The sequence below is a fragment of the Thermocatellispora tengchongensis genome (assembly GCF_014202315.1).
Taxonomy (GTDB): domain Bacteria; phylum Actinomycetota; class Actinomycetes; order Streptosporangiales; family Streptosporangiaceae; genus Thermocatellispora; species Thermocatellispora tengchongensis.
The window spans coordinates 19,756-32,126 of sequence record NZ_JACHGN010000031.1; the positions used below are offsets into that span (position 1 = coordinate 19,756).

Annotated in this window: 12 protein-coding genes; 8 read left to right on the forward strand and 4 right to left on the reverse strand. The window is 74.1% G+C overall.

Translation table 11 applies throughout. The annotated features are described in order from the left end of the window. Positions 1-288: 288 nt before the first annotated feature. From HNP84_RS45845 to HNP84_RS45860, 4 genes are all read left to right on the forward strand, one after another. Positions 289-906 (forward strand): DUF6230 family protein, encoded by a 618-nt coding sequence (locus tag HNP84_RS45845; protein WP_185056421.1) that lies wholly within the window; start codon positions 289-291, stop codon positions 904-906. Between the two features lie 183 nt (positions 907-1,089). Next, the gene (locus tag HNP84_RS45850; protein WP_185056422.1) at positions 1,090-2,040 is read left to right on the forward strand and encodes a DUF6114 domain-containing protein; all 951 of its coding nucleotides are present in this window, start codon (positions 1,090-1,092) and stop codon (positions 2,038-2,040) included. A 42-nt stretch (positions 2,041-2,082) separates the two neighbouring features. Beyond that, a complete protein-coding gene (locus tag HNP84_RS45855; protein ID WP_185056423.1) occupies positions 2,083-2,628 on the forward strand; it encodes a SigE family RNA polymerase sigma factor in 546 nt (181 codons plus the stop codon). Next, a complete protein-coding gene (locus HNP84_RS45860) occupies positions 2,625-3,623 on the forward strand; it encodes a CU044_5270 family protein (protein ID WP_185056424.1) in 999 nt (332 codons plus the stop codon). The genes HNP84_RS45855 and HNP84_RS45860 overlap by 4 nt, the downstream gene beginning before the upstream one ends. Positions 3,624-4,841: 1,218 nt before the next feature. On the opposite strand, the gene HNP84_RS45865 is transcribed toward HNP84_RS45860, so the two are convergent. Beyond that, positions 4,842-5,933, reverse strand: a complete 1,092-nt coding sequence (locus HNP84_RS45865) for a GNAT family N-acetyltransferase (RefSeq protein WP_185056425.1) — start codon at positions 5,931-5,933, stop codon at positions 4,842-4,844. Positions 5,934-6,323: 390 nt separating this feature from the next. On the opposite strand from HNP84_RS45865, the gene HNP84_RS45870 reads away from it, so the two are divergent. Beyond that, positions 6,324-7,169: a glycerophosphodiester phosphodiesterase gene (locus tag HNP84_RS45870; RefSeq protein WP_185056426.1), complete on the forward strand. Its 846-nt coding sequence runs from the start codon at positions 6,324-6,326 to the stop codon at positions 7,167-7,169. 13 nt (positions 7,170-7,182) lie between these two features. Here the strand turns inward: HNP84_RS45870 and HNP84_RS45875 are convergent, their stop codons facing one another. Then, positions 7,183-7,998: an alpha/beta hydrolase gene (locus HNP84_RS45875; protein ID WP_185056427.1), complete on the reverse strand. Its 816-nt coding sequence runs from the start codon at positions 7,996-7,998 to the stop codon at positions 7,183-7,185. Positions 7,999-8,089: 91 nt separating this feature from the next. Here HNP84_RS45875 and cds1 point away from each other — a divergent pair, with 91 nt between their 5' ends. Continuing rightward, on the forward strand, positions 8,090-9,172 hold the full coding sequence (cds1, locus tag HNP84_RS45880) for an L-cysteine desulfhydrase Cds1 (protein ID WP_185056428.1): 1,083 nt from the start codon (positions 8,090-8,092) through the stop codon (positions 9,170-9,172). A 62-nt stretch (positions 9,173-9,234) separates the two neighbouring features. After that, entirely contained in the window at positions 9,235-9,993 is a 759-nt protein-coding gene (locus HNP84_RS45885) for a protein phosphatase 2C domain-containing protein (RefSeq protein ID WP_185056429.1), read from the forward strand. A 12-nt stretch (positions 9,994-10,005) separates the two neighbouring features. Here the strand turns inward: HNP84_RS45885 and HNP84_RS56555 are convergent, their stop codons facing one another. Continuing rightward, entirely contained in the window at positions 10,006-10,998 is a 993-nt protein-coding gene (locus HNP84_RS56555; RefSeq protein WP_312927206.1) for a tyrosine-type recombinase/integrase, read from the reverse strand. Between the two features lie 26 nt (positions 10,999-11,024). Further along, on the reverse strand, positions 11,025-11,600 hold the full coding sequence (locus tag HNP84_RS45895) for a hypothetical protein (RefSeq protein WP_185056431.1): 576 nt from the start codon (positions 11,598-11,600) through the stop codon (positions 11,025-11,027). A 140-nt stretch (positions 11,601-11,740) separates the two neighbouring features. Between HNP84_RS45895 and HNP84_RS45900 the strand changes: the two genes are divergently transcribed. Next, positions 11,741-12,322, forward strand: a complete 582-nt coding sequence (locus HNP84_RS45900) for an MOSC domain-containing protein (protein ID WP_185056432.1) — start codon at positions 11,741-11,743, stop codon at positions 12,320-12,322. Positions 12,323-12,371: the final 49 nt, after the last annotated feature.

Consider the following 12,371-nt stretch of genomic DNA (forward strand, 5'->3'; position numbering starts at 1 on the left):
TGACCTGATAGCGACTGTTCGTGTTCCTCGCTGGTGACAGTGATGCCTCCCGGTAAGGGATGGCGCAGTGGGGAAAGCGCGCGTACGCGCAGGGTAATCAGCTTCGTGCGCAGAGTGTCTATACTGTGGCCGCGCCCGGTCCCGCGGCGCGACCCCCCATCCGGCGAAGGCGAGTTGCCCATGTCCCCCGACCCGCCCGAACCCGCCGGCCCGGCCTCCGCCTCGGCCGGGCCCGCGGACAGAGCCCTCGACCCGCCCGGGCCCGCGGACAGGGCCGAGCCTGCCGGCATGGCGGGGCGTGCCGGCATGGCGTCCGCGTCGGGCGGCACGGCCTGGCGCAGGTTCGCGCTCGCGCTCGTCCCGGCGCTGACGGCGGCGGCGGTCCTCGCGGCCGTGACGGGCGAGGGCGGCGTCGCGGCCTCCTTCTCCGTCTCCGGGCAGCGCTTCAAGGTCTCCGCCGACCGCCTCGTGGGCCAGGGCTTCGCCCAGTACGGCGACGTGGTCGTGACCGCCGACGGCGGCCGGCGTCCGGTCCTCATGTCGATGATCGGCAGGGCCACCCTCACCGGCCTGTGCCAGTCGGTGCTGATGCCCACCCCCGTGGGCAGGGTCACGTTCCTGCTCCGGGCGGGCCGGGACGGGCGGCCGGTGGAGGCCACGAACCTCGTGATCGACCTCCACCAGCTCTCCGGCGACGCCGCCTTCGACGACATCGAGATCGGCCGCGACGCATCCACCCTCGACACCCCACCCGGCCTGGCGGGCCGCCCCGGGCAGGTGGGCCAGCAGGCCGCCACCGTGCGGATCAGCGGCCTGAGGCAGACCGCGTACGCCGTCAACGCCGGCACGTTCCGGCTCAACGGGCTCCGGCTGAGCATCGAACGCGGCGACCGGGAGTGCTTCTGACCGATGACCGCGTTCCGGCACGGCCCCGCGAAGTGTCCCGCCCCGGCCCGGCCCGCTCCGCGCCGGTTCCGGCGATGGCATGCGCCGGCCCGGCGTGTTGTGGACCGGCTCTACCGGTGCCGTGCTCCGGCCCGGCGTGCTGTGGACGGGGTTCGGCGGTGGCGCGCTCCAGCCCGCCGCGCCGTGGACCGGTTCCGGTGGTGGCGCCGCAGCCGCCCGTTCTGGGGTGGTCTGTGGGTGGTGCTGGGCGGTGCGGCCGTGCTGCTCGCCCCACTCGCGCCGCTCCCGCTCCTCCTCCAGCAGGGGATCGCCGGCGTCTCCGGCTACCTGGTGGGCGGGCTGCTGGTGGCCGCCGGTCTGCTGAGCTGGTGGCAGGCCGGGCAGCGGACCTTCCTCGGCCTCGCCGCCATGGCGCTGTCGCTCGCGTCCTTCGTCACCTCCAACTTCGGCGGGTTCGGCGTCGGCACGCTGCTCGGCATAGTGGGCGCCGCGATGCTCGTCGCCTGGCTGCCCGACAAGCGACCGGCGCGCAGGCGTCCAAGCGTGCCCAGCGTGCCCGTCGAGCGGCCCCCGCAAGGGCCCACGGAGCCGCCCGCCGACGGCCGGAGCGCGGGGCGGGCGCGCGCCGTGACCGTCGCGGCCCTCGCCCTGTTCCTCCACGCGGGGCCCACCACCCCCGAGCCGTCCCGTGACCCGGCCGCGCGAGGGCCGGTCGTCCCGGCCGTGTCGCCGTTCACCGTCGTCCCCTCCGCCCACGGGTCCGTGCTGAGGGCCGCGCGGCTCACCATGTCCGGGGCGCGGTTCCGTGGCGTGGCCGGTGCCGGTCGCCGCTACCTGAAGCTGTCGATGGACGCCGTCCGCATCATCGACGGCGAGCACCGGATGGGCCGCCCTGACGGGGTGGCCCCGCGCCAGCGCTTCGCCTCGCTCGCGCTGTCGGGCGGCGTGGTGATGTACGTGACCCGGCTCCGGGCCCGTGTGGCGGGTGTCGGGTTCACCTTCACCCCTGCCTTCCCGCCGCCCGTGGTGCCCTCGATGACCGTGACCGGGGTGGAGGCCGACGGGCTCCTGGTCCGGGCCGACCGGGCCGGCGTGCACGGGCTGGAGCAGGTCGCGTCCCCGACTCCGCCGTAGCCTCGATTGCCCGTGCGCCGGGAAGCAGCAGAAGGGCTCATCGTGCGTCTCTTTGATGTGAAAGCCGAACTGCTCCCACGCGGGGAGCCGCTGACCGGGGGGAACCCCGTCGATCTGTCGGCGCTCTTCGCCGTCCACCACCTCGGGCTCGTACGGCTGGCCCTGGTCATGGTGGGCGACCAGGCCACGGCCGAGGACGTCGTGCAAGAGGCGTTCGCCCGCGCCCATGCGGGCCGGCGCCGCATCCGCGAGCCCGGAAAGGCCCTGGCCTATGTCAGGTCTTCGGTGCTCAACGGCTGCCGCTCGGTGCTCAGGAGGCGTACCACGGCCCTGCGCAGGGCCGTGCCGTACGACCCGCCCGTGTGGTCGGCCGAGAGCGCCGCCCTGATCGGTGAGGACCGCCGCGAGGTCCTCGCCGCGTTGCGGAAACTGCCGCGCAGGCAGCGCGAGGCGCTGACGCTGCGCTACTACCTCGATCTGTCCGATGAGGAGATCGCCGACACCATGGGGATCGGTACCAGCGGTGTCCGGTCCACGATCACCCGCGGCTTGGCCGCCCTCGGCCGCGCCCTTCAGGAGGGGAAATGACCACGGACATGGAAGACCGGCTGCGTAAGGCCCTCGCCGAGGCGGCCGCCCAGGTCGATCCCGATTCGCTGCGCCCGCTCACCGCCCCGCAGCCCGCCGGCCGCCTCGTGCCGGTGCGGGCCCGGCTGGCCCTGGCCGGCGCCGCCGCGGCCGGGCTCGCGGTCGCGGCGGTGGCGGTCCCGGCCGCCCTGACCGGCACGACGGCGTCGGACCAGGTGACCCCCTCCGTCCCGTCCCCCCGGACCTCGGTGACGCTCGACGCGCGCTCCTTCCTGCTGGCGGGGGCGGAGCGGGCGGCCGGCGAGGAGCGTGCGGAAGGAGCCTTCTGGTACAGCCGGGTACGCACGTTCAAGCCGCAGCCCTCGGGCGAGGTCGTCGTGTCCTCCGAGGAGGTCTGGTACGACGGCGAGACCGGCCGGGGACGCATCACCACCGGCCTGGACGCCGAGATCATCCTGCCCGGCGAATCGGGCGGGGCCGGCAAGGCCAAGGGCACGCCCAAGCCCGAGCCGGAGACGCGGGACTTCGACATGCGCCTGCTGACCGCTATCGGCGGGGAGCGGTTGAGCCAGGACGACATCCGGCGGCTCCCGGACGACGTCGCCGGCCTGCGGCGCTGGCTGGACGCGCATCGGGCGGAGGGGGAGTCGGAGACCGGCTTCGTCTTCGCCATGACCCGGTTCGTGCTCTCCCAGCCGACCACTCCGGCCACCCGCGCCGCCATGCTGCGCATCCTCGCCGACCAGCCGGGCCTGAAGCTGGAACGGGGGATCACCGACCCGCTCGGCCGCCCCGGCGCGGCGGTCACCTCCCCCGACGGCGAGCACCGGCTGATCGTCGATGAGTCGGGCGCCCGCCTGCTGGCCGAGGAGTACCACGGCCCGGACCGGGCCGACAAGCGCGACGGGCGTTCGGTGCACGTCGGCGCGCGCAAGGGCGAGAAGACGGTCTACGAGTCCTCCGGCTGGACCGAGAAGATCGGCGACCGCCCGTAGCGGGGAGCGCGTGTCAAGACGGCACTCTCTGCCGATCACACGGGGGTTCGTAGGCCGCGGCCCTGCGGACCCCTCGTGCGGGGGTTCCGCCTGTTCCACGAGACGGTCTGGCACGACAACCGGCGGCCGACCGACCGGAGGCCGAGGACGCCGAGCCGAGGGGCCGGCGCGCCGCACCCGGCCGGGACCGGGCGCAGGTGCCTCGCGCGCGCGGCTGGTGCGCGCACCGGAGCGATGTACGAGTTTGACCTGATCATGGCGTGGCGTCGTGAAATGAAGACGGTCATCGCGTGATCCTCCAGAGGCGCAAGTCAAGATCGAAGGAGAACACGTGATGGCCGTGGACAACAGGTGACGCCCTGAGCAGTGGCCGGCGGAGCGGGTCCAGACCCAGGACCCCGGCTTGTCGCGATCCATGGGGAACCATGGCCGAGGTGTTGATGTCGGGCGAGGCCGACAGCCGGTGCGGTGTCGGCTACGGCCGGCGCGGCGACGAGCAGATCGGTGTCGGCTACGGCCGGCGCGGCGACGAGCGGATCGCCCCGCGCAACGGCTACCGCACCCGCGAGCGGAACACCCGCGCTCGGGCTACGACGCGGACCTCTCCCAGGCCCGGCCGTGCGGGGTGTGCCGTGGTGCCGTGCCGTGCGGGGTGTGCCGTGGTGCCGTGCCGTGCGGGGTGTGCTGTGGTGCCGTGCCGTGCGGGGTGTGCCGTGGTGCCGTGCCGTGCGGGGTGTGCCGTGGTGCCGTGCCGTGCGGGGTCTGCCGTGGTGCCGTGCCGCGTAGGGTCCGCCGTGGCATCGAACCGGCCCGCTCCCCGTGAACGCGATGAGGGCGGGCCGGGGGCCGCTGCGAAACGCGGCACTCCGGCCCGCCCGAACTCCTTCCCCCACCGCCCGACCCGGATCGCCCGCTTGCGGCTGATCCGGGTCGTCCCATCTCCGGGCCGCGCCCGAGGCCGCCCGCCATCGTCGGCCTCGCGTCCCCGCTCTGAGGTGAGGGGCCTCACATGCACGGCAGAAAGCCCCATCCCGGCCCTCGCGTCCCCGCTCTGAGGTGAGGGGCGGGGGTGCGGCCCTGCCCTGCTGCCGGTTCGGGCTGCCTCGTCTCCGGCTGGGTGGACGCCGGTTTCCGGCGGGCCCGAAGGCCCGCCTTCGAATCGGTTCGGGGGCCCCGCCATTGGCCGGCCCTGTGGGGCCTGCCTCCGGCGGGGGTGGGTCAGCGGGCTGGGGTGGAGGTGCGGCGGCGGCCGTACCATTGCAGGGCGCGGTCCGCGAGGCCGTACAGGCGGGGGCTGTCCAGGATGCGGTGGCGGAGGCGGCGGACCGGCTCGGTGCGCACCCAGTGGGCGGCCGCGCGTGCGGTGCGGCGGCGGACGATGCCCTCGCTCACCGGTATGTTCCTGCTGCCCAGCAGCCGCTTGTACTCATAGCCCTTGGCGACGCTGAGGTCGATGGCCTGGATGCCGATCTTCGCCGCGTCGTCGGCCATGTGGAAGTGCTGGATGATGCCCGGGGAGTACTTGCCGAAGGCGGGGTCGTAGGCGGGGAACCAGTTGACCAGCACCGACGCCGAGCGCAGGCCGAAGTGGCCGGCGACCGGCTCGCCGCCGGCGTACAGCATGGACAGCACGCCGCCGAAGTCCGGGGTGTCGATGGCGTGCAGCCTTTCCACGAGCTCGACCACCCAGGACTTGGCGAAGCGGTCGGCGCGGCCCATGCGCGCGTACTGGGCGGACTTCCACTCCCGCAGCAGCCGCAGTCGCTCCTCGGCCCGCTCGGCGAAGACGAAGGACACCTCGCCGGACTCGCGGCCGAGCTTGCGTTCCTTGTAGCGCATGGTCTTCATGAACTTGGGCGACCGGCTGGTCAGCCGGTCGATGTAGGCCGCGTAGCCGTCGGACAGGTCCATGACGGCCGCCTCCTGGCGCAGCGTGGTGAACGGCTCGAACCAGGGTTGCTCGGGGACCAGGCAGCCGTACTCCCACACGTGCAGCCCGCAGGCCGCCAGCAGCGTGTCGGCGTCCACGTGGAAGCCGGGACGGTGGATGACGCCCTGGCTGAGGGACACCCACGCCCCCACGGCGGTGCCCACGCCGGAACGCTCCTCATAGGGGAAGAACGCGGCGATGCCCTGCCCGTCGCTGACGACGGCCACCCGTACGCGATCCGACACCTCCGCCATGCACAGGATGAACTCGGGGGATAAGAACGGATTGGCCAGATGCGGCTGCGCCCGCTGCATCTCCCGCCACGCGTCGATCTCCCCCGGGCCCAGCTCGCTGGGCCGAATCACCGCCACACCTGTCATCTATCGCTCCTCATACACCGCGGCACCTTGCCGCTGGCGGTGACCACGGCAAGGTGCAGACGGGGCGTTCCCCGAGACCGTATCCCGGCGCTGCACCCGCGGCGCGCGGTGCATGGCATCGAAGCGGCCAGGCGCGCCGCCAGACGCGGTCTCAGGGAGAACGTCCGAGAGTTCCGCCCAGTGCCCGTCTCACCACATCAGTGATCATCTTGTTACCTGGAGCACCGGGTAGCCGCGCTCGCGGTGGCTGCCGGGGGTCGTTCCCCTCGGTGGACGGCCGCGCGGCGTGTCGAATGCTCACCGGCCGGGCACCGCATGGTTACTCTGACATCAACTGTCAGTCACAGGGCGTGGTCATTGTCGGGCCGTAGGTCTGCCACGAGGAGATCCATGTTCAGACGGCTCGCCGCCATCCTCGCGATCACGTCCGCCTTTCTGACCGCCCCCGCCCTGCCCGCGTCCCCGGCCGCCGCCGCGACCGAGGCGACCGCCGTCACCGGCGTCGCCCATCGGGGCGCCTCGGCGTACGCGCCGGAGAACACCCTCGCCGCCTTCGAGCTGGCGGCCGGGCAGGGCGCCGACATGTTCGAGCTCGACGTCCAGGAGACCAAGGACCACGAGCTGGTCCTGATGCACGACACGACCCTGACCCGCACCACCGACGCCGAGCGGGTCTTCCCCGGGCTGGCGCCGTGGCGGGTCGGCGACCTCACGCTCGACCAGATCCGCAGGCTGGACGCCGGCTCGTGGTTCTCCCCCGAGTACGAGGGCGAGCGCGTGCCCACCCTGGGCGAGGCGCTGCGGGAGATGGACGACTCGGGGCTGGGCCTGCTGCTGGAGATCAAGGCGCCGCGGCTCTACCCGGGCATCGAGGAACGCGTCGCCGCCGAGCTGCGGCGCCATCCCGGCTGGCCGGAGTCCGGGCGGGTGGTGGTGCAGTCGTTCGACTGGGGGTCGATGCGGGCCTTCCACCGGCTGCTGCCCGGCGTCCCGATCGGCCTTCTCGGCACGCCGTCCCCGGCCGAGCTGCGGGAGCTGGCCGCGTTCGCCGACCAGATCAACCCGCCGTACGCCACCCTCACGGCCGCGTACGTGCGCCGCGTGCACCGCCTCGGCATGCGGGTCTTCGCCTGGACGGTGGACTCCCCGGAGGGCATGCGCCGCGTGCTCTCCTACGGCGTGGACGGCGTCATCTCCAACAGGCCCGATGTCCTGCACGACGTGATCCGCCCCTGAGGGCCGCGGCGGGTCAGGTCACCCGGGCGGCCAGGTCCACGACCGCGTCCACCAGCTCGGGGCCGTCGAGGAAGACGCGGTCGTTGTGGCCCGCGCCCGCGATCTCGACGTTCCCGACGAGGCCGGGCGCCGCCTCGGCGACGGCGCGGCTCAGATGGGGCGGCACGATCGTGTCGTGGGAGCCGTAGACGACCGTCGTGGGCACCCGGACGCCCGCCAGATGCGCGGTCACCGGGAAGCGGTCCCACAGCAGGGGGCGTACCGGCAGGAAGGGGTAGTTCACCTGCCCCGCGTCGGCCAGGTCGGTGAAGGGGGAGCGCAGCAGCAGGGCCGCGGGCGGATGCTCGGTGGCCAGTTCGGCGACCACGCCCGCGCCCAGGCTCTCGCCGAAGTAGATCAGGGCGTCGCCGGAGCGGGCCAGGTGCTCCCGGGCCGCCCGGACGTCCAGGGCGAGCCCGGCCTCGCTCGGCTCGCCCGGGTTGCCGCCGTAGCCCCGGTAGTCCAGGAGCAGCACCGACAGCCCGCGGCCGGCCAGGGCGCGGGCGAGCGGCGCCCGGTAGGCCCGGTTGCCCGCGTTGCCGCCCGCGACCAGCACCGACACGCCCCGCTCCGGCGCGGCGGCGGGCACGTACCAGGCGCCCAGGCGCAGCCCGTCGGCGGTGGTGAGGGTGACGTCGCGCGCACCGGGCAGGACCGCGGCGGCCGGCGGGACGGGGGAGCGGTCGGGCAGATAGATCAGCTTGCGCTGGAACACCCAGGCCAGGCCGACCACCAGGAGCGCGACCACGAGCAGGGCGAGCACGCCCCGCATGACCCAGTCGAGCATCATCGACCTCCCCGCCGCCCACGCTAACGGCGAACGCCCTCCGACGCCGAGGGCTCGTCGTCCGGTTTGTCGTATCACACGTAGCCTGTCCGTCATGCCGCAGACATCGACGGAAGATCGCAACTGGATCGCCGAGGCGGTCCGCCGGGTGGAGGCCGACACCAACCGCAGCGCCGACACGCACCTGCACGTCGTCAACCTGCCGGGCGCGCCGGGTATCGACCTGTATCTCAAGGACGAGTCGGTCCACCCGACGGGGAGCCTCAAGCACCGCCTGGCGCGCTCGCTGTTCCTGTACGCGCTGTGCAACGGGTGGATCCACCGCGACACCACCGTCGTCGAGGCGTCCAGCGGCTCCACCGCGGTCAGCGAGGCGTACTTCGCCCGGCTGCTCGGCCTGCCCTTCATCGCCGTCATGCCCGCCTCGACCAGCCCGGAGAAGGTGGCGCTCATCGAGTGGTACGGCGGCCGGTGCCACTTCGTGAGCAGCGCGGCCGAGGTGTACGACGAGGCCCGCCGCATCGCGGCCGAGCGGGGCGGCCACTACATGGACCAGTTCACCTACGCCGAACGGGCCACCGACTGGCGGGGCAACAACAACATCGCCGAGTCGATCTTCCAGCAGATGGCCGCCGAGCGGCACCCCGTGCCGTCCTGGATCGTGGTGAGCGCGGGGACCGGCGGCACCTCGGCCACGATCGGCCGCTACATCCGCTACCGCCGCCACCCGACCCGGGTGCTCGTGGCCGACCCCGAGGGCTCGGCGTTCTACCACGGCTGGCGCGACGGCGCCTCCGACGTCACCGTGACCTCCCAGTCGCGCATCGAGGGCATCGGCCGCCCGCGCATCGAGCCGTCCTTCGTCGGCGGCGTCATCGACGACATGGAGCAGGTGCCCGACGCCGCCTCGATCGCCACCATGCGATGGCTGTCCGAACGCATGGGCCGCACGGTGGGCGCCTCCACCGGCACGAACGTCTGGGCCGCCCTGCGCCTCATCGAGCGCATGCGCCGGGCCGGCGAGCAGGGCAGCGTCGTCACCCTGCTGTGCGACGCGGGGGAGAGGTACCTCAGCACCTACTTCGACGACTCCTGGCTCGTCGAGCACGACATCGACATCGCACCGTACGCGCAGCTCCTCAAGGGCTACGACGCCACCGGACGGCTGCGCCTGTGACCTCGGGCCCGGACGACCGCCCGCCGTCGTGATCGCCGGGTCCGCCGGGCATCCTCGAAGGGATGCGCGTGACCTATCAGAGCGAGCCGGCGCCCGGCTCGGTGAACGAGGACCTGGTGCTCGGCGGCCCCGCCTGGGTGGCCGTGCTCGACGGCGCGACCGCCCCGCCCGGCGGCGGCTCCGGGTGCGGGCACGAGGTGTCCTGGCTGGTGGGCCGGCTCGGCGCCGCGCTGGCCGCGGGGCTCGCGACCCGGCCCGGCGACAGCCTGCCCGACCTGGTCGCCGCGGCCGTCCGCGACGCCATGGCCGCGCACGGCGGCACCTGTGACCTGGACAATCCCGACTCGCCGTCCTCCACGGTGGCCGTGCTGCGCGAGCGGGAGGAGCAGGTGGAGTACTTCGTGCTGTGCGACTCGCCGATCGTGCTGCGGCGTGCCGACGGCTCGCTGACGGTGATCGAGGACGACCGGATCGCGCGCCTGCCGGGCGGGCGGCCCTACAGCCGGGAGCTGGTGCGGTCGATGCGGAACCGGCCCGGCGGCTTCTGGGTGGCCGGCACCCGGCCGGACGCGGCGTATCAGGCCCTGGCGGGGTCGGTCCCGCGCGAGAGCGTGACCGGCGCCCTGCTGCTGACCGACGGGGTGTCGCGGCTCGTCGAGTGGTACGGCTGGAGCTGGGCGCGGGTGGTCGCCACCGCCCGCGACCAGGGCGTGGGGGAGCTGATCACGTGGGTACGGGCGGCGGAACGGGAGCGGGGCGCACCCGGGCACGCCAAGCCGCACGACGACGCGACGGCGGCATGGGCGGAGTGGGACGCCTGAGCGGGACCGCCCCTACAGCGGACGGGGCGGCGGCAGGGTGAGCCGGTCCACGGCCTCGCGGCGGCGGTGTTCCGGGCGCCGGTCGTAGCGGGCGGTGGTGGCCGGGGATGCGTGGCCGACCAGCGCCTGGGCCGTGGCCAGGTCCACGCCGGCGTCCAGCAGCTCGCCGATGAACGTACGGCGGAAGTCGTGCGGGGTGCGCGGGGACGCCCCCGCCGCCGCCAGGCGGCGGGCCAGGATGTCGGCGACGGCCTGGCCGGTCATGGGGGCCGGGGCCCCGTCGCGGGTCCGCAGCCGGCCCGCCCGGCTGATCGGGCAGAACAGCGCTCCGCGTGCCCGGCCGCGTATCGCGAGCCAGCGCTCCAGCCTGGCCACGGCCTGGCCGTTGAGGTAGACCAGCCGCTCGCGGTCGCGCTTGCCGCGCACCCGCAGCGATCGGGCGCCCGGGTCGTAGTCGGCCAGGGTCAGGCCGGCGACCTCGGCGCGGCGGCACCCGGTGGAGTACAGCACCGCGAGCAGGGCGGCGTCGCGCGGCCCCGCGGGAGTCTCGTCGCGCTCGCACACCTCCAGCGCCGCGCCGACGACCTCGGGCGGCACGTGGCTGCCCGCCGGGAGACGGGTGTGGGCCATGGTGGGCAGGTCGGCGGCGCGCTGGTAGTCCTCGGCCGACATGCGCCCCAGCCGCCACGCCTCGCGCAGCACCCGCCGCAGCGCGACCAGGTGCTTGTTCACATGCGCCGGCGACCAGCCCTGCTCGGTCAGGATCGCGCGGATGCGCACGGTGTGCTCATAGCGCAGCAGGTGCCACGGCTGGCCCGCGCCGGTCGCGCTCTCGTCGCCGGTGAGCACCCGCGCGATGCGGTCCAGGCACCCGGCCATGGTGCGACGCGACTCCGCGCCGCCCAGCGAGTCGAGGTAGACGTGGTACGGGTCGGTGGCCGGCGCGGGCGCGAGCGGCGCGGGCTCGCCCGCCCCGGTCCTGGCGAGCGCGGGGACCTCCTCCACGCGGGAGATCATAACCGGATCGCCGCTCACCACCGTTCGAGCTGGCGCACGATCGGCCCCACGGCGTCGTTGAGCTTCTTGGCCAGCAGGATCACGGTGCGGCGCGCGGTCTCCTCCAGGTCGTCGTCCGCGTCGGCGGGGGCGTCGGGCAGCCCGTCCAGCGGGATCGGCGTCTGCAGCAGGAGCATCGCCCGCAGGTAGGACGTCTTGACCAGGTCCTGCTCCGAGGGCTCCAGGAACTGGCCGAAGGTCTGCGGCCAGTCGCGCCACTCGCGGTCGCCCTCCCAGTCGGGGGTCCAGGTCAGGGTGGCCGGGCGCGGGGAGACCAGCTCGACCCTGGCCATCATGGTGCCGTCCCAGGAGTTGCGCAGGCACCTGGCCGACAGGATGCGGCGGTGCCAGCGCACGTACCCGGGCGAGAGCACCGGGGCCGTCGCCAGCCGCCAGGCCGTGCAGGCGAAGGCGACCGGGGCGATGTCGCCGAAGGCGCCGGCGAACTCCGCGGTGCTGCTCCTGACCTGGTCGCCGAAGCGGCTCACCCCGTCGGCGGCGCGCTCGCGGTCGTACTCGTGGTCGACCCAGAAGGCCACGGGCTCGCTCATGGTCGTAGGTCCTCCCTGGGGCGGGACAGGGGCGTCGGCGGCCCGCCGCGCACGGCGAGCCCGAGGGTCACTCTACGACCGCCGGCGAGAAACTTTCGGGCGATCTTGCCGGTAACATGGCGTGTCAAGGGGGTGGAGACATGGCGGGCGAGCCGCAGGCGACGGTGGTCGCGGTGAGCAGCAGCCCCGGCCACACCTTCGGCAAACCGGGCCGCGACGTCATCCGGGTGCTCGCCGGGCTCGGCGTCGAGGGCGACGCCCACTGCGGCGCGACGGTGAAGCACCGCTCGCGGGTGGCCCGCGACCCCACGCAGCCCAACCTGCGCCAGGTGCACCTCATCCACGCCGAGCTGCACGACGAGCTGCGCGAGGCCGGATTCGAGGTCGGCCCCGGCGAGCTGGGCGAGAACCTCACCACCCGCGGCCTCGATCTGCTCGCCCTGCCCACCGGCACCGTGCTGCGCGTGGGCGCGCAGGCGGTGCTGCGGGTGACCGGCCTGCGCAACCCGTGCGCCCAGATCGACGGCTTCCAGCGGGGCCTGCTGGCCGCCGTGCTCGGCCGCGACGACAGCGGCGCCCTGGTACGCAAGGCCGGGGTGATGGCGGTCGTGGTCGCCTCGGGCGAGATCCGCCCCGGCGACACCGTGCTCGCCGACCCACCGCCCCCTCCGCACGAGCCCCTGCGCCCGGGTCTGATCCACGCGGTCATGCGCGCGGCCTGAACGCCCGGCCTGATGCGCGCGGCCCCATGCGCGCGGTGCGATGCGGGCG

Bases quoted from the DNA above. Each gene is read 5' to 3' on its own strand.
- HNP84_RS45845 (WP_185056421.1), top strand. From the start codon at position 289: ATGGCGGGGCGTGCCGGCATGGCGTCCGCGTCGGGCGGCACGGCCTGG.
- HNP84_RS45860 (WP_185056424.1), top strand. From the start codon at position 2,625: ATGACCACGGACATGGAAGACCGGCTGCGTAAGGCCCTCGCCGAGGCG.
- HNP84_RS45865 (WP_185056425.1), bottom strand. From the start codon at position 5,933: ATGACAGGTGTGGCGGTGATTCGGCCCAGCGAGCTGGGCCCGGGGGAG.
- HNP84_RS45870 (WP_185056426.1), top strand. From the start codon at position 6,324: ATGTTCAGACGGCTCGCCGCCATCCTCGCGATCACGTCCGCCTTTCTG.
- HNP84_RS45875 (WP_185056427.1), bottom strand. From the start codon at position 7,998: ATGATGCTCGACTGGGTCATGCGGGGCGTGCTCGCCCTGCTCGTGGTC.
- cds1 (WP_185056428.1), top strand. From the start codon at position 8,090: ATGCCGCAGACATCGACGGAAGATCGCAACTGGATCGCCGAGGCGGTC.
- HNP84_RS45885 (WP_185056429.1), top strand. From the start codon at position 9,235: ATGCGCGTGACCTATCAGAGCGAGCCGGCGCCCGGCTCGGTGAACGAG.
- HNP84_RS45895 (WP_185056431.1), bottom strand. From the start codon at position 11,600: ATGAGCGAGCCCGTGGCCTTCTGGGTCGACCACGAGTACGACCGCGAG.
- HNP84_RS45900 (WP_185056432.1), top strand. From the start codon at position 11,741: ATGGCGGGCGAGCCGCAGGCGACGGTGGTCGCGGTGAGCAGCAGCCCC.